Source organism: Enterobacter sp. CP102 (assembly GCF_025152625.1).
In the GTDB taxonomy this organism is placed as follows: Bacteria; Pseudomonadota; Gammaproteobacteria; order Enterobacterales; family Enterobacteriaceae; genus Enterobacter; species Enterobacter soli.
Genome location: NZ_CP104014.1, coordinates 3,898,921 through 3,915,193 on the forward strand (window position 1 = coordinate 3,898,921; position 16,273 = coordinate 3,915,193).

A 16,273-nucleotide genomic window follows, 5' to 3' on the forward strand; every position below is an offset into this window, starting at 1 on the left:
GCCGGGTAAGGCGAAGCCGCCACCCGGCTATTTTATTGCCGAGAGCACCCACCCCACCGACAGCAAATCTGCGCTGCCTCCCGGGCTCAGGTTCCGTTCAATTAATGCGTTATCCATTTTAAGCAGCGCATCACGATCCCAGCCGTTGCTCAGTAATTCCCGCGCGTAGCCCTGCACGTAGCGCAGCCCGTCGATACTGCCGCGCGATACCAGGTTACTGTCCTGATTTATCGCCATCAGGCCTAACAGCAGCTCATGAAGCGAACGTCCGCGCCACTTCGCCAGCGCGTTGCGTACCGTGGAAAAACCGCTTTCGGCTTCACCGCGCGCGCCGGTTAACCCATACTGCTGAAACTGCCGCTCCCCCGCTGTCGCCTGTCCGCTGCGCCCTGCCAGCTCCCGCGCCACCAGCCCACGGCAGATGTTACTCACCTCACAGCACAGGCTCTCTGCGCTCACGTTTTTCACCCGCCCGGAGGCAAAACAGAGCAGGCCGAGAGCAAAAATCCCGCCTTTGTGGGTGTTCACTCCGCCCGTTGCGGTATACATCGCCTGTTCACAGGCCATCCCCATCGGGCGGATAAGGCGCAACTGTTCTGTCACAGGCTTATCTGCATGGGCATCACCCAGCGCGGCAAAGCGCGTAAACCATGGCGTAATTGCCGCAATACTGCGGACAAACAGAGCGTGGTCCATATCGCGATGGGAGCCGTTATTAAGCTTGTCTACCAGCCCCGGCTTGGGCGTCAGCTCCAGCTCCTGCCACAGCGCCTCTTCCGCCAGCCCGGGCATATCCCACGGGCGCGGTTTAGTCGCGAGCAAACCAGTCATCAATCATCTTCTCCACGCGAGCCGTCACCTGTTCAACAGGATGATTTCGCGAACGGGAACAGGCGTGGGCGGGCTCGTCACAAATCAGGCAGCGGCGCAGATTTGCGCCTAACGATACCCGGCCAACATGGCCGTTATGCGGGCAAATCACATCCAGATCCCAGAGCCTGCCGAGCGGATGCGTCTGTTCCAGCTCTGCACAGTGGGCTTTCATTTCCGCCGCCTGATGGGCCACGCACCACAGTGCCTCTGGCCCTGTCGGCAGCCATAAAACCTGACGGTCGAGCACCTGCCAGCGGTTCTCCCACAGCAGCTGGTCGCACATCTGGAGCGCCACGCCCATCGTATTGCGATAACGCAGGCTGTCTTTGATTTCACCCGGTGTGACCAGGGTGAGAGAAATCACCGGTTGTTGATAGTGCGCAAGCCAGTCAGCCTGGCGTGCCGCGCGGCGCTCTTTCGCCGCCAGCAACGCTTCCAGGCTGACACCCGCCTGCACGGGTGTCACTGTTGTCATGATGACTCCTTCACCTGTCTGACGGTGTCGATCACACTGCCGTCGCGATAGCGGATCACACCCACAATTTTGTCGGTAAATTCAATCGCTTTTGGCACGCCAGTCAACGAGATAGCCCGCTCGTACAGCGCGTCGATATCGACGATTTTCAGCCCGGCTTCCAGCAGACGCTCGCGGATCTCCGGGCGCGCCGGGTTGACCGCAATACCGTGGTCAGTGACTAACACATCGATGCTCTCCCCGGGCGTCAGGCGGGTGGTCACGCGCTTCACCACCGTCGGAATGCGGCTACGCAACAGCGGTGCTACCACAATCGTCAGGTTCGCCGCCGCGGCAACGTCGCAGTGTCCGCCAGATGCCCCGCGCATTACCCCGTCGGAGCCGGTGATCACGTTCACGTTAAAATCGACGTCAATTTCCAGAGCGCTCAGGATGACAACATCAAGCTGGTCGCAACATGCAGCCTTGCTGCCGGGGTTGGCGTAGACGTTGGTGGAGATCTCGACGTGATTCGGGTTGCGCGCCAGCGATGCCGCCGCCTGCCCGTCAAAACACTGGGTATCGAGCAGCTTTTCGATAAGCCCTTTTTCGTGCAGATCCACCAGGCTGCCGGTAATGCCGCCGAGCGCAAAGCGTGCTTTCACGCCGCTGCGCTCCATCTTCTCTTCCATAAAGCGCGTGCAGGCGGTGGCCGCCGCGCCGGAGCCGGTCTGCATGGAGAAACCCGGTTTGAAATAGCCGGAGTGTTCAATCACATCCGCCGCATAGCGGGCAATCATCAGCTCGCGTGGGTTGCTGGTCACGCGCGCGGCGCCGACGCTGATTTTGGCCGGGTCGCCCACGCTCTCGACCTGCACGATGTAGTCCACCTGATCCTGCACCAGGCTGGCGGGCATATTGGGGAACGGCACCAGCTCTTCGGTCAGCAGCACCACCTTGCGGGCAAAATGGGCGTCCACCATGGCATAACCCAGCGAGCCGCAGCTCGATTTCCCGTGCGTACCGTTGGCGTTACCAAATTCATCGCTGCACGGCACGCCGAGGAACGCGACGTCGATATTCAACTCCCCGTCCTGCAATAATTTGACGCGCCCGCCGTGGGAGTGGATCTGCACCGGCTCATCCATCAGCCCGTGTGAGATGGCATCTGCCAGCTTGCCGCGCATCCCGGAGGTGTAAATACGGCTGATCACCCCGCTTTGGATATGTTCAATCAGCGCATCATTGCAGGTCATCAGTGAGCTGGAGGCCAGGGTCAGGTTTTTGAAGCCCATCTTCGCCAGCAGCGCCACCACGGTGTTGATCACCCGGTCGCCTTCGCGAAACGCATGGTGAAACGAAATGGTCATGCCGTCCTGCAAACCGCTGCGTAACACCGCCTCTTCAACGGATGCGCACAGCTTACGGGTATGTTTCTCTTCCGGGCTGTTCAGCCACGGCGTCGTGCTGTGGGCGGTATCGAAAGATGTTAACGCCCGCAGATGGGGAAAATTCACATGGAGAAGTTCTGTCTGATTCATTTTGTAATCCTTAACGACGCACGCCGGAGGCCGCCGCGCGTTCCAGCACCATCTGCGCGTGGTTAATAATCGGGGCATCGACCATTTTGCCGTTGAGCGATACCACGCCCAGGCCGTTACGTTCGCCCTCTTCTGCTGCTTCGATCACCCGTCTGGCGTGATCCACTTCCTGCCGGGTTGGCGCATAGGCGTTGTGCAGCAGGTCAATCTGGCGCGGGTTAATCAGCGATTTGCCGTTAAAGCCCATCTTGCGGATCAGTTCCACTTCACGCAGGAACCCGGCTTCGTCGTTGACGTCTGACCACACCACATCAAAGGCGTCGATGCCTGCGGCGCGCGCCGCGTGCAGCACGGCACAACGGGCGTAGAACAGTTCGGTGCCGTCACCGCGCTCGGTTTGCATGTCCATCACGTAGTCAAAGGCCGCCAGCGCGATACCGATTAAACGCGGGGAACTGCGGGCAATCGCCACGGCGTTAATGACACCAATCGCCGATTCAATGGCCGCCATCACGCGGGTCGACCCCACTTCACGCCCGCATTCGCGCTCGATGCGCTCCAGGTGGCCTTCCAGTTCAGCAATATCGTCAGGGGTATCGGTTTTCGGCAGACGGATGACGTCCACACCGGCACGCACGGCGGCTTCCAGATCCAGCAAGCCAAACGGCGTGCTCAGTGGGTTAATACGCACCACGGTTTCGATATCCTGATACATCGGGTGCTGTAACGCGTGGAAGACCAGCAGGCGCGCGGTGTCTTTCTCGCGTAGCGCCACCGCATCTTCAAGGTCGAACATGATGGAGTCAGGACGGTAGATAAACGCCGTTGAGAGCATGGCGGCGTTCGCCCCAGGCAGGAACAGCATACTGCGACGGAGTTTGCTCATTTCAGCGCCCCCCAGTTGATGGTTTGTTCTTCTGAGGCGCGCATAATCGCGCTTTGCAGACGGGCGCGGATCACACAGTCCAGCGCCCCTTTATCTTCAACGATGATCAATCCCTGCTGCACGTTCATCGCGCGTAATGTCTCATCGACGACCTGGCGGATCTGTTCGCCAAACTGCTTGATCACTTCACTGTGGATGACAATCTCCAGCTCGCCGTGAGCGGGAGCGATTTTCACCATCAGGTCGCTGGACTCCTGCGTTCCGGCCAGCGCCTCCCTTACAATTTTCATGATAAATTCCTGAGAGTTATGCGACTTCCGCGCGTGCACTGTAGTGCGCTTCGAGATGCGCGAAAGTGGATTCCGGGACAATCTCCCGGATCCGGGTAAACTGCTGTGTCTTGAGTAAGCGGCGTACTTCCGAGGCTGAAATGGCGTTGCCGGTGGCCTTGATGCGCGGCATTTCCACCACCCCGATGCGGGAGGAAAGCAGCGCGTGCAGCGTCTGGTTGTACTGACGGGTGATATCGCAAAACGGTTCTGAGCCGATAAACCGGTGGGTGATCCCCAGGGCTGGCGCGATGTGATCCCGGAAGATCAACACATCGATTTCACTCCACGCCTGCTGCACTTTGCCGGTATCTTTCAGGAAATAGGCCGGGAAGGTCGCGCGGGAAATGATGTACTGCGAGCCTTCATGCACCATCACGTTTGGCAGATTCGCCACACCTGCACGCACCATCTCCAGACGTGCGCTGAACGGGAAGAACGACGCGTCTTCACGCACCACAAACAGATGCAGTACATCGCACTGCTGCGCGGCCTGTTCCACCAGATGGCGGTGGCCAAGGGTGAACGGGTTGGCGTTCATCACAATCGCCCCCACCTTCTCGCCACACTTGCGCTTAGCGCTAAGCGTACGGCAGTAACGCTCAATGCCCTGCGGCGTGTTTTCCATCAGCACGGCGTTGTTACCGCTCTGGGCAATGGGCCAGAAGCCGCTGCGGGAAAAGCGCTCTTTATTGCACGGACGCGTGCACAGAAAGAGATGGAAGTGACCGCGCGCCAGCGCCGCGTTCTCTACTTCTGCCAGTAACCGCGCGCTTAAGTTTTCACCACGAAGCTGCTCGTTTACCGCCACGCATTTGATGACGTTACCGGCAAGGCCTGCGCAACCCACCAGCTGCATTCCGGCCCAGGCCTCAACAAACAACGTAATGTCGCTGTCCAGGCCAAGACCGCTGTCTGCCAGTAAATAACGGATCTGGCTTAAGCGTTCCGGGTGTTTCGCCACGTCAGTCAGACGAAAATCGATAGTGGGTTGCGATTGCATACTGCCGCCTTACTTAATGTGCTGCCGCAAGCGTGGTCGCTGGCGCTTCCATGATCACGTTACTCAGATGGCCGATATGTTCGATCTCCACCTCAATGCGATCCCCCTCTTTCATAAACAGCGGTGGGTTACGCTTTTTACCTACGCCACCCGGGGAGCCGGTGATGATCACATCGCCCGGGCTCAGTCGGGTGAAGGTGCTGATGTACTCGATCAGTTCCGCCACCTTGTGGATCATGCTGCTGGTGTTGTCTTCCTGCACCATGCGGCCATTCAGCCAGGTGCGGATCGCTAACTGGTGCGGGTCAGGAATTTCATCCGCCGTGGCCATCCACGGGCCGAACGCCCCGGTCTGACGCCAGTTCTTCCCGGCGGTAAACCAGGTGTGCTGCCAGTCGCGGGCTGAACCGTCCATGTAGCAGCTGTAACCGGCCACGTGACGCAGGGCGTCGTCGCGGCTGATGTTCTCCCCGCCTTTACCGATGATCACCGCCAGCTCGCCTTCATAATCGAACTCGCTGGAGTGGCGCGGTTTCAGCACCGGCTCGTTGTGGCCGGTCTGGGAATCCGGGAAGCGGACAAACAGCGTTGGCGCCGGGTTGTGCTGGTCGAACTCCTTGCGCTTGTCGGCATAGTTCATGCCCACGCAGAGGATTTTTTCCGGCTGCTCAATCACCGGTAAAAAGGTGATGGCGCTCATCGGCACATCCACAGCATCGTTGAGATAACGGGTGGCCTGTGCCAGCCCGTTGCCCTGCAACAGCGCTTTAAGGTCGCTGTAGCGGTCGCCCAGACGGCGACCTAAATCAATCACACCTTCGGCCTGCACGATGCCGTAGCTGCGTTTACCCTGGTATAAAAAGCTTGCGAGTTTCATTGTTCTTTCCTGAAAACTTAAACGAGGAAGTTGCCCAGAATCAGCAGTGAGACAGAGACGTTAATCGCGCCGCCAATACGGGTAGCAATCTGAGCGAATGGCATCAGGCTCATGCGGTTGCCTGCGGTCAGGATCGCCACATCACCGGTACCGCCCTGGCCGCTCTGGCAGCAAGAGACGATGGCGACATCAATCGGGTGCATCCCAATCTTTTTACCGACGAAGAACCCGGTCGCGACCAGCGCAGAGACGGTGCTCACAATCACCAGCAGGTTGCTGATGGTGAACGCAGCCACCAGTTCGTGCCACGGGGTGATCGCCACACCGACGGCAAAGAGGATTGGATAGGTCACAGAGGTCTGGAAGAATTTGTATACCACCTGAGAGCCCTCAAGCAGACGCGGGGAGGCGCCGTTGCAGAGCTTCACCAGCACCGCCATAAACAACATGCCAACTGGTGCAGGCAGGCCAATCAGCTTGTGGCCGAGCATCCCGAGCATGTAGAGCAGCACCGCCAGCAGCGCACCAGAGGCAATAGTGGTGACATCGGCTTTTCCAGAAAACGCAGGCTGAGCCACGGTTGCATCAGCATTGGCGCGGTTTGGCATCAGCTGGCCTTCACCGGTCAGATGCGGGTAGCGTTTACCGAGCTGGTTCAGGCAGCCAGAGATAATGATGGCCGTCAGACCGCCGAGCATCACCATCGGCAGCACGCGGCCGAGCGCAACGCCCTGGTCCATATGCAGCAAGGTGGCATAACCAATCGAAAGCGGAATAGCCCCTTCGCCTACGCCGCCGGCCATGATTGGCAGAATAATGAAGAAGAAGATCTGGAAGGGTTCAAGACCCAGCGCCAGGCCAACGCCCATCCCGACAATCATGCCGACGATTTCACCGCACAGCATCGGGAAGAAGATACGCAGGAAGCCCTGAATCAGCACCGTACGGTTCATACTCATGATGCTGCCGACGATAATGCAGCAGATGTAGAGATAGAGGATGTTGGTGGATTTGTAGAACTTGGTTGTGGATTCGACCACCACGTCCGGCAGCAGACCATAATAGACCAGCGCAGACGGGATAAAGGTGGCGCAAATCGCCGCCGCGCCCAGCTTGCCGATAATCGGCAGGCGTTTGCCAAATTCACCGCAGGCAAAGCCGAAGAATGCCAGCGTCGCCACCATCACCACGATGTCGCTTGGCAGTTTGCCACCCAGACAGTCGATGGCAATCAGCGCGCCCGCCAGAACAAACAGTGGCAGAGGAATAATCCCGACTTTCCAGGTATCCATAATATGCCACCAGCGCTCCTTGAGCGATGGTCGCTGAATATCAATCGGGTCGTGGGTAACAGAGAAAGAATCGTCAGTCGTGCTCATAATAAGCCCCTTGGTTATTTTGTGCGTTCAGCTTAAAGTCACAAAGGCTTACTTTATGTGAGGAATGGCATATTAAAACCGAAGTTTTAATGGCAGCTATGGTTTTAATGGTTTCTTTTATTTAGTGTGATTTATGCCTTATTAATCGCCGTGGTTTTTATGGTTTCTTTTCTAAATTGAACAAACAAATAACATTTATGAATTTCGTTCCAGGGCGATAAACCTTTCAGATAAATCTTTTACAGGCCGTGCTGTGCAAGGGATCACAAGTTTTTGGCAAACCGGGGGCTGGCGCGAGAAAAGATGATATATTGGCGCTTCTCATTGATACCTTGCGTGATAGTTATGAAAGTATCGTTTCAGATTAAGCTGTTTATTTCGCTGGTAGCCTTTTTCTCAGTGCTATTTACTTTACTGGGGGGATATTATTATGTCGACGTTGGCAGACAGCTTTATCAGGAAATGAGTGCACGCGCTAAAATACAAGCTGAAGAAATTGCGCTTATTCCGACTTTACGTAATGAAGTCGAACAAAAAGATATCAAGTCAATCCATGACTTTATGCAAAAAATAGCCGCCCACAGTGATGCCAGTTTTATTGTGATTGGCGATAACAAAGGGCAGCATCTGTTCCATTCCGTTTTTGCTGACCGGGTCGGTACCACGCTTGTCGGCGGCGATAACGAAGAAGTGCTGCAGGGGAAAAGCACTACCACCATTCGCAAAGGCGGGCTGGGCATTTCTCTGCGCAGCAAAGCGCCCATCTTTAACGATGCCGGGCAGGTGGTGGGGATTGTTTCGGTGGGGTATCTCACCAGCTATCTCGATACCATTACAGTGAATAAGGTCGTCAATATTCTGATTGCCGCGGTGCTGCTGCTTATCGCCCTGTTTATCTTCTCGTGGTTTTTCACCCGCAGTATAAAGAAGCAGATCTTCTCCCTGGAGCCACGCGAAATCGGCCTGCTGGTGCGCCAGCAAAAAGCGATGATGGAGTCCATTTATGAAGGGGTGATCGCCATCGATGATGACCTGCGCATTGAAGTGATCAACCAGGCGGCCAGAAAGCTACTGGGTTTAAGCCAGCCCGCCCGGGAGCTGCGCGGCCAGCTGATTAGCCAGGTTATCGATCCTGTTCCCTTCTTCGCTCCACAAACCATGCTGGCGAAAGACACTCACGATGAAATCTGCCGCTTTAACGATCTCACGGTGATCGCCAGCCGGGTCCGCATCATGCTGGAAAATTCGCTTCAGGGATGGGTGATCACCTTCCGCGATCGCAATGAGATAGACACCCTGAGCGCCCAGCTCAGCCAGGTAAAACGCTATGTCGATAACCTGCGCATTATGCGCCATGAGCAGCTTAACCGCATGACCACGCTCTCTGGCCTTCTGCATATGGGCCGCTATGAAGAAGCCATTGGCTACATTCAGGCGCAATCGGAACACGCCCAGGAGCTGCTGGACTTTATTTCGTCCCGCTTTAGCTCACCCACGCTGTGCGGCCTGCTGCTGGGTAAAACAGCCCGTGCACGTGAAAAAGGGGTCGAGCTGAATTTCGATCCGGCCTGTCGGATGGACACCGTGTTCCAGCCCCTGCACGAAGCCGAGCTGATCTCAATCATTGGTAATTTGCTGGATAACGCCATCGAAGCGACGCAACGCTCTGCGCTGCCGCACGCCCCGGTGGAGGTGTTAATTAAACTGAACGAACAGGAACTGATCGTTGAAGTTGCCGATCAGGGCGTGGGCATCACGCCGGAGATCCGTGAGCGGATTTTTGAGCGCGGCATCACCACCAAAACACGCGGCGATCATGGTATTGGCCTGTACCTGATCGAAAGCTATGTCACGCAGGCTGGCGGCTCGATAGAAGTTGCCGATAACATGCCGCGTGGCGCAATTTTCTCATTGTTTATTCCCGCCACGGGAGCCGCCCGGCGTTCCGTACAGGAACTGGAAGATACCGATTATGCAACATGAACTTATCGACGTACTGATTGTTGAAGACGAGAGTGCGCTGGCACAGCTCCACGCCGAGCTTATCAGCAAACACCCGCGACTGCGCCTGGTGGGTATTGCATCATCCCTGGCTGACGCGCAGGTGCAGCTCGAAAGCAAACAGCCGCAGCTGATGCTGCTGGATAACTACCTGCCCGATGGCAAAGGGATCACGCTTATCAGTAACCCGATGCTGACCCGCGCCAACTGCTCGGTGATTTTCATCACGGCCGCAAGCGACATGGACACGTGCAGCCAGGCCATTCGCAACGGCGCGTTTGATTACATTCTGAAACCCGTCTCATGGAAAAGGCTCAGCCAGTCACTTGAACGCTTTGTGCAGTTCGCCGAACAGCAGCGGGTCTGGAAGATTGTCGATCAGCAGAACGTTGATTCGCTGTATCAGTTGCAGGCCAAAAACTATCGCCAGGATAATGGCAGTAAAGGTATTGAAGAGAACACGCTGGCGCTGGTGCAGAGCCTGTTTAACCAAAAATCGGCCCACTTTTTTTCCGTTGACGAGGTGGTGACCGAGACGGGATTGAGTAAAACGACAACCCGGCGCTATCTGGAGCACTGCGTGGAGGCGGGGTTTTTGAGTGTGGAAATGCTGTACGGCAAGATTGGGCATCCGAGGAGGATGTATAAACGGGCAGTATTGTAGGCCCGGTAAGCTTGCGCCACCGGGCAAAACGCCGGGTGACGCTAACGCTTACCCGGCCTACGTTAGCGAGAGGGGTTACTTCAACACATACCCATACAACCGCTTGATCCCGTCGGCGTCTTTTTCGCTGTAAACGCCCTGCAACTCCGGCGAAAAGCCCGGTAACAGGTTAACGCCCTCTTCCAGCGCCAGGAAGTAACGCTGCACTGCCCCACCCCAGATTTCGCCAGGCACCACGCACAGCACACCCGGCGGGTACGGCAGCGCCCCTTCAGCCGCAATGCGCCCTTCGGCATCACGAATACGCACCAGTTCGACGTTACCGCGAATGTACTCCTGGTTAGCATCCTGCGGGTTCATCACTACCGCAGGCAGGCTCTCTTTGCGGAACATCGCCTTTTGCAGATCTTTCACGTTAAAACTGACGTACAGATCGTGCATCTCCTGACACAGCTGACGCAATGTGTAGTCGCGATAGCGCACCGGGTATTTCTGATAAATAGTCGGCAGCACGTCCGCAAGCGGGGTGTCATCTTCAATGTGCTGTTCAAACTGCCCCAGCATCGCCACCAGCTGCGCCATCTTCTCGCTGCTTTCGGCAGGCGTCAGCAGGAACAGGATCGAGTTCAGATCGCACTTCTCCGGCACGATGCCATTTTCACGCAGGTAGTGCGCGAGGATGGTCGCGGGGATGCCAAACTCAGTGTAGTGACCGGTTTCCGCGTCAATACCCGGAGTGGTCAGCAGCAGCTTGCAGGGATCGACAAAATATTGCTCACGGGCATAGCCTTCAAAACCATGCCACTTCGCGCCTGGCTCAAAGCTGAAGAAACGACGCTCGCTGGCGATGGCGGATGTCGGGTGATCCTGCCACGGACGCCCTGCCACCACAGGCGGAATAAAGGGTTTGATCATATGGCAGTTCGCAATGATCGCCTTACGCGCTTCAATACCCAGCTCCACGCACTCCGCCCAGAGCCTGCGACCACTTTCGCCTTCATGAATTTTGGCATTCACATCAAGCGCTGCGAACAGCGGATAAAACGGGCTGGTCGAGGCGTGCAGCATAAACGCGTTGTTAAGCCGCTTGTGCGGGCAGAAACGCGCCTGACCGCGAATGTGGTTGTCTTTTTTATGGATCTGCGAGGTTTGAGAGAACCCGGCCTGCTGCTTGTGCACAGACTGGGTCACGAAAATGCCCGGATCGTTCTCGTTGAGTTCCAGCAACAGCGGAGACGTTTCCGCCATCATCGGGATAAATTGTTCGTAACCTACCCAGGCGGAGTCAAACAGGATGTAGTCACACAGATGGCCGATCTTGTCGATCACCTGACGGGCGTTGTAGATCGTGCCATCGTAGGTGCCAAGCTGAATGATTGCCAGGCGGAACGGGCGTGCCTCATCGGCCTTTTCCGGCGCCGCCTCGCGGATCAGCTCTCGCAGATACCCATCGTCAAAGCAGTGCTCATCGATACCGCCGATAAAGCCGAACGGGTTACGCGCCGCTTCAAGATACACAGGCGTAGCACCGGCCTGGATCAGTGCACCGTGGTGGTTGGACTTATGGTTATTGCGATCGAATAACACCAGGTCGCCACGGGTCAGCAGCGCGTTGGTGACTACCTTGTTGGCGGCAGATGTTCCGTTGAGCACGAAGTAGGTTTTATCCGCATTAAAGACTTTCGCCGCGAACTTTTGCGCGTGCTTGGCAGAACCTTCGTGAATTAACAGATCGCCGAGCTTCACATCGGCATTGCACATATCGGCGCGAAACACATTCTCGCCGAAGAAATCATAGAACTGCCGTCCCGCGGGGTGTTTTTTGAAAAACGCGCCATGCTGATGCCCCGGGCAGGCAAACGTGCTGTTCCCCATCGCCACATACTGACTCAGGGTGTCAAAAAACGGCGGCAGCAGATCCTCTTCATATCGACAGGCGGCCGTTTCCAGTTCCAGAAACTCCTGTGCTTTACCGGCAATAACTGCCGTCACGCCATCAGGAACATCCGTTGGCTCCTGTGAGAACATAAACACCGGTAACTGGAAGCCGGTACGCTTCAGTAACGCAAGGATGCCGCTGCAACTCTCAGCGACCGTAATGACGACTGCCGCCACGTCGGTAAAATCGGTATTGTCCAGCGTCACCTTTTCGCGGTGAGTAGACACGGTGGACACCAGCTCGCGGCTGACGGCAATTTTCATTGATTTCATAAGCGCAAATACCCGTTTCAGGGGAGAAAAGGCCCCGGACAGGGTAAATACCCTGCCCAACGAATGTGTCTGATCGGAATCAGCTCCGACCGCCAGACATCAGTAAAATCAGAACGCGTCTGGTTTTACTGTTGTCCTGCAGTGAGCCAGCGTTACCCTCACCGCACGGTGAGACAAGAGTAGAATAACGTGATACGGACAGGCATTCGCGCAGCGGTAAGCAGTGTCAACATTGGCGGCTCCGTATCAGAAGAGGAGAAAATTCGCGCAATCATGTCACCTTTTATTTTAGGGTGCAAGAAGGAATCATTATGCACTTAATCATCTAAAGCTAAGCCTTTGTTAGCGAGTCCGTGCAATAATAATGCAATATCAATGATTAAATAACAGGAGCTTACTTTGGTTATCGGTCCTTTTATTAATGCGGGTGCCGTATTACTGGGCGGCGTACTTGGTGCCGTATTAAGCCAGCGGTTACCGGAGCGTATTCGCATCTCCATGCCTTCCATTTTTGGTCTTGCATCGTTAGGTATTGGTATTCTGCTGGTCATTAAATGCGCCAACCTGCCGGTGATGGTGCTCGCGACCCTGCTCGGCGCGCTGATTGGCGAATTTTGCTATCTGGAAAAAGGGATCAACAACGCAGTAAGTAAAGCGAAGAACCTGATTACGCGCCCGGGCAAAGCGAAGCACGGCAACCACGAGTCGTTTATTCAAAACTATGTCGCGATAATTATTCTGTTTTGCGCCAGCGGGACGGGGATATTCGGCTCGATGCAGGAAGGGATGACAGGAGACCCCAGTATATTGATTGCTAAAGCATTTCTGGATTTCTTTACCGCCACTATTTTTGCGACCACTCTCGGCATCGCCGTGGCAGCGATTTGCGTGCCGATGCTGCTGATCCAGCTGGCGCTGGCAACCTGTGCGACGCTGATCCTGCCGTTGACCACTCCGGCGATGATGGCAGATTTTACCGCCGTGGGCGGTTTGCTGCTGCTGGCAACCGGGTTGCGGATTTGCGGGATTAAAATGTTCGCGGTAGTGAATATGCTGCCTGCCCTGCTGATAGCAATGCCGCTTTCTGCACTCTGGACGCACTTTTTCGCCTGAGATGGCCGCAAACTGGCGAGAGAGTGTGCAGTCTGTAACGAAAACAACAAATTTCGTTGACGGCAGAAGGTGGATCGGGTTTAATGCGCCCCGTTGCCCGGATAGCTCAGTCGGTAGAGCAGGGGATTGAAAATCCCCGTGTCCTTGGTTCGATTCCGAGTCCGGGCACCACTTCTTCAGAGCCTGTTCGTTAAGAGATGAGATCCTTAACGGGCAAGACAGTAGTCCCCAGACGGCATGATGATGGTATTTGTGTTACCGCATCAGTTGAACACGGGACTTAAATCCAGAGGATGTTATCGCATCCTCTGGATTTCTCACGCCCACAATTTACCCCACGAACGTATTTACCTTCAGATCCTCCTTGTGTCAATCTTTTGTAAATCAAACACCCCATTTTTTTCTATTTTTAATATCATCGACTTAGATTTAACTTAAGATTAGTCTCATGCTGTATCCAGCTCCTCAAGCATATCCCTGACCTTATCCAGATCGCTTTCAACATACTCAAGCGTGACTGCCGGCGTGGAATGGCCCAGCAGGTCCTGCGCCATTTTCAAGTTACGATCCGGTAGCCTCATCAGGTTTGTCGCGATGGTGTGGCGGAACCGGTGTGGACTGACAGCAAAACCACACTCTCGCGACAGTCTCCTGAAAAATGCACGTAGTGGCGGGTGATCCATGTTGCTGGAGACCTGATTCTTCCGGCCATCAAAGCGGGCTACATTGAATAACTGATCCTGCATTTTCGCCCCACGTTCGAGAGAAAGATTGTAGAGTCTTTCGAGCCGTGGACGGAGGCTCTCAGTAATGGGAACCCGGTGTTCCTTATGGTTTTTGGCTCCCTCTGGTCGGAGGTTAATCCACCAGTGTTCAAAATTCACATCTTCCAGGCAAATGTGCAGCAGCTGGTTCTGACGCATACCTGTCCGCCTCAGTGTATCCAGTACCGTGAACCAGAACCAGACTGGCCGTAAGGCGTTCTTCGCCCCCATCAGTCCCAGCCGCTCGTCCTGCTCTCTGGCCTCCATGTACAGATAGATTTTATTCATCTGAACATCGGTCAGCGTTTTTTTACGTTTCACATCGGGTCGGGTAATCACGCCATTGAACGGATTTTCCCGCATGGATACCAGCCCATTATTAATAACATGGTTGAAAATAGCCCTCATGTGGGTCACTTTATTATTCCATGTTATTCTGCTCAGCCCATCTTCCTGGATAATTTTCCGTCGCCACGTTAAAACAAGCTTCTTGTCAACCTGCTCAGGTGAAATACCGTCACCGGTATAGGACATGAATGACCTGACCACCTTCCTGTAACTCCACTCCGTTGCCGGACGTAAAGATTTACTGAAAAAATAGTCATCCAGCACTTCCTCAAATGCATTGTTCATATTCACCTCGTTTATTGTTATTTTAATTTAATGCAACAGCATTAATTTCTTCGTGCAAGCCATACACTGTCCGGTGGACAGGTTCCCTTTCTGTAAATAATGTCAGCACTGAGCATATAACCTGACATTTTGGTATAACGACCGCTTTTGTCCGGCATATCGTATTTATGGTAATGCCACAGGCCTTTACCATTTCGTGAATAATGAGCATCGAGCGTTTCAAAACTTTTTTGCAGTTCCGTTTTATCGACTGACGTATTACTGCTCAGCGATAAATATTTATAAAAACACTCCGGCGATACAATAAATACAAACTGAGCCAGAATATGAGCGAAGCTGTCGCGCTCATTGACACTGACCGTTCCATCAAGGACAGAAGATTTAAGCCAGGTCAGAAACGCTTCCCCTGGATTACTGCTTTCCTGCACGACCGTTGCATCACCTTTCGTTGCCGGCTCTGTTTTAACAGGTACTGTGGTGCCGGAAGCCGGGGAACCGGACATCTGATCAAGCACACTCAAAAGCTCTGTAGTCGATACTGATCCATCCGTGTCGGATTCTTCAGCTTTACCCTCATGGGTCTCAGTATCGCGATTATCAAATGCCGACAGCAATGTAACCTGCTCTGTAACGCCCCCGGCAGCAGCATTATTTGTCCGGGTCTGGTTTGCATCGTAACCCGCTGATGCAGGCTCAATGGAGTCAGGAACCGGTGTTATATTTTTGTTACTGGACGATTGTTTCATATCATCGTCTATTAAATCTGGGAGGCTGTTTTCCCCTGTTTTTTCATGATCATGCAGCCCACTGACCGGTGAAGAAGATACCACTGCTGAAGGTACCGGGACAGGCACGGCTCCTGCAGTAAAAGCAACACTGGCAAGCGCATCACTGATGATACTGTTCAGAATGCCTGACTGTGCTTTCTGACCACTGAGATACAAAAAAAGCGCGCCGGAAATCGCAGGCCAGCGCTGCAGCCAGACTGCGGCAATGTCCGGGATTAACCTGCTGGCAATGTACATACCGTTCATCGCCCCCGCGCTTCCCTGACGTGGACGAACCCGCCAGCCAGCCCCTGGCATTTCCATGCCCGGATACCAGGGTTTACCCCCCGCCAGACTACCTTCTACCTGCGACAGCCAGTCCAGGTGATGAAAAAGTCCCGCCCAGAATACGGCACATAACCAGGCTGGCCCCTGTTCTGACTGTTCTTCAGGTGTAGCTCCCGGAGGTAACATCATGCCACGAACCAGCCTGACTGAACCTGCAGCCACTGACAGGCTGAGGTCAATAAAGCCCCCGGGAGAAGAGTACTGCCCGACCCATGCTGCCGGTATCTCCTGAACACGTCCCGCCAGCTGCTGAAGCGGTTTTAACCAGAATTCATCACAGGCTGCCTGTGACAGCGGGCAATTCTCCCTCAGCATCCTGATGAGTTTCTGTCGTTCCACTGTTTCCAGCAGTGCCTGACCGGGCCGCACGCTCCTGTAGTCTCCCGCCTGTGATGGCTGTACGGAAGACCTGACTCTGACGGTTTGTTCT

At 55.0% G+C, this 16,273-nt stretch carries 14 protein-coding genes and 1 tRNA gene; 4 read left to right on the forward strand and 11 right to left on the reverse strand.

Annotated features, from left to right (window positions below):
* Window positions 1-27 precede the first annotated feature (27 nt).
* Genes citG through N1249_RS18380 form a run of 8 tightly spaced genes read right to left on the reverse strand, consistent with a single transcriptional unit; the run spans window position 28 to window position 7,342 of the window.
* Complete coding sequence (gene citG / locus N1249_RS18345) at window positions 28-831, reverse strand: triphosphoribosyl-dephospho-CoA synthase CitG (protein WP_259831898.1); 804 nt, start codon at window positions 829-831, stop codon at window positions 28-30.
* Entirely contained in the window at window positions 809-1,348 is a 540-nt protein-coding gene (gene citX, locus N1249_RS18350; protein WP_259831900.1) for a citrate lyase holo-[acyl-carrier protein] synthase, read from the reverse strand. The genes citG and citX overlap by 23 nt, the downstream gene beginning before the upstream one ends.
* Window positions 1,345-2,868, reverse strand: coding sequence for a citrate lyase subunit alpha (gene citF, locus N1249_RS18355; protein WP_259831901.1), 1,524 nt, complete (start codon window positions 2,866-2,868; stop codon window positions 1,345-1,347). The genes citX and citF overlap by 4 nt, the downstream gene beginning before the upstream one ends.
* Window positions 2,869-2,878: 10 nt before the next feature.
* A complete protein-coding gene (citE, locus tag N1249_RS18360) occupies window positions 2,879-3,754 on the reverse strand; it encodes a citrate (pro-3S)-lyase subunit beta (protein ID WP_259831902.1) in 876 nt (291 codons plus the stop codon).
* Window positions 3,751-4,044: a citrate lyase acyl carrier protein gene (gene citD / locus N1249_RS18365; RefSeq protein WP_259831903.1), complete on the reverse strand. Its 294-nt coding sequence runs from the start codon at window positions 4,042-4,044 to the stop codon at window positions 3,751-3,753. Before citD ends, citE begins: the two co-directional genes overlap by 4 nt.
* Window positions 4,045-4,060: 16 nt before the next feature.
* On the reverse strand, window positions 4,061-5,086 hold the full coding sequence (gene citC / locus N1249_RS18370) for a [citrate (pro-3S)-lyase] ligase (protein ID WP_259831905.1): 1,026 nt from the start codon (window positions 5,084-5,086) through the stop codon (window positions 4,061-4,063).
* Window positions 5,087-5,099: 13 nt separating this feature from the next.
* Window positions 5,100-5,963 (reverse strand): fumarylacetoacetate hydrolase family protein, encoded by an 864-nt coding sequence (locus N1249_RS18375; RefSeq protein WP_014071717.1) that lies wholly within the window; start codon window positions 5,961-5,963, stop codon window positions 5,100-5,102.
* Window positions 5,964-5,980: 17 nt separating this feature from the next.
* Window positions 5,981-7,342: a 2-hydroxycarboxylate transporter family protein gene (locus tag N1249_RS18380; RefSeq protein ID WP_259831906.1), complete on the reverse strand. Its 1,362-nt coding sequence runs from the start codon at window positions 7,340-7,342 to the stop codon at window positions 5,981-5,983.
* A gap of 345 nt (window positions 7,343-7,687) precedes the next feature.
* Between N1249_RS18380 and N1249_RS18385 the strand changes: the two genes are divergently transcribed.
* The gene (locus N1249_RS18385) at window positions 7,688-9,325 is read left to right on the forward strand and encodes a sensor histidine kinase (RefSeq protein ID WP_259831907.1); all 1,638 of its coding nucleotides are present in this window, start codon (window positions 7,688-7,690) and stop codon (window positions 9,323-9,325) included.
* Window positions 9,315-10,007: a response regulator gene (locus N1249_RS18390; protein ID WP_259831908.1), complete on the forward strand. Its 693-nt coding sequence runs from the start codon at window positions 9,315-9,317 to the stop codon at window positions 10,005-10,007. The genes N1249_RS18385 and N1249_RS18390 overlap by 11 nt, the downstream gene beginning before the upstream one ends.
* Window positions 10,008-10,082: 75 nt before the next feature.
* On the opposite strand, the gene N1249_RS18395 is transcribed toward N1249_RS18390, so the two are convergent.
* Entirely contained in the window at window positions 10,083-12,218 is a 2,136-nt protein-coding gene (locus N1249_RS18395) for an ornithine decarboxylase (RefSeq protein ID WP_259831909.1), read from the reverse strand.
* Between the two features lie 399 nt (window positions 12,219-12,617).
* On the opposite strand from N1249_RS18395, the gene N1249_RS18400 reads away from it, so the two are divergent.
* Window positions 12,618-13,331, forward strand: a complete 714-nt coding sequence (locus tag N1249_RS18400) for a DUF554 domain-containing protein (protein ID WP_259831910.1) — start codon at window positions 12,618-12,620, stop codon at window positions 13,329-13,331.
* 95 nt (window positions 13,332-13,426) lie between these two features.
* A tRNA-Phe gene (locus tag N1249_RS18405) sits at window positions 13,427-13,502 on the forward strand.
* A 275-nt stretch (window positions 13,503-13,777) separates the two neighbouring features.
* On the opposite strand, the gene N1249_RS18410 is transcribed toward N1249_RS18405, so the two are convergent.
* The gene (locus tag N1249_RS18410) at window positions 13,778-14,728 is read right to left on the reverse strand and encodes a site-specific integrase (protein ID WP_259831911.1); all 951 of its coding nucleotides are present in this window, start codon (window positions 14,726-14,728) and stop codon (window positions 13,778-13,780) included.
* A 41-nt stretch (window positions 14,729-14,769) separates the two neighbouring features.
* Entirely contained in the window at window positions 14,770-16,182 is a 1,413-nt protein-coding gene (locus N1249_RS18415) for a helicase/relaxase domain-containing protein (RefSeq protein WP_259831912.1), read from the reverse strand.
* Window positions 16,183-16,273: the final 91 nt, after the last annotated feature.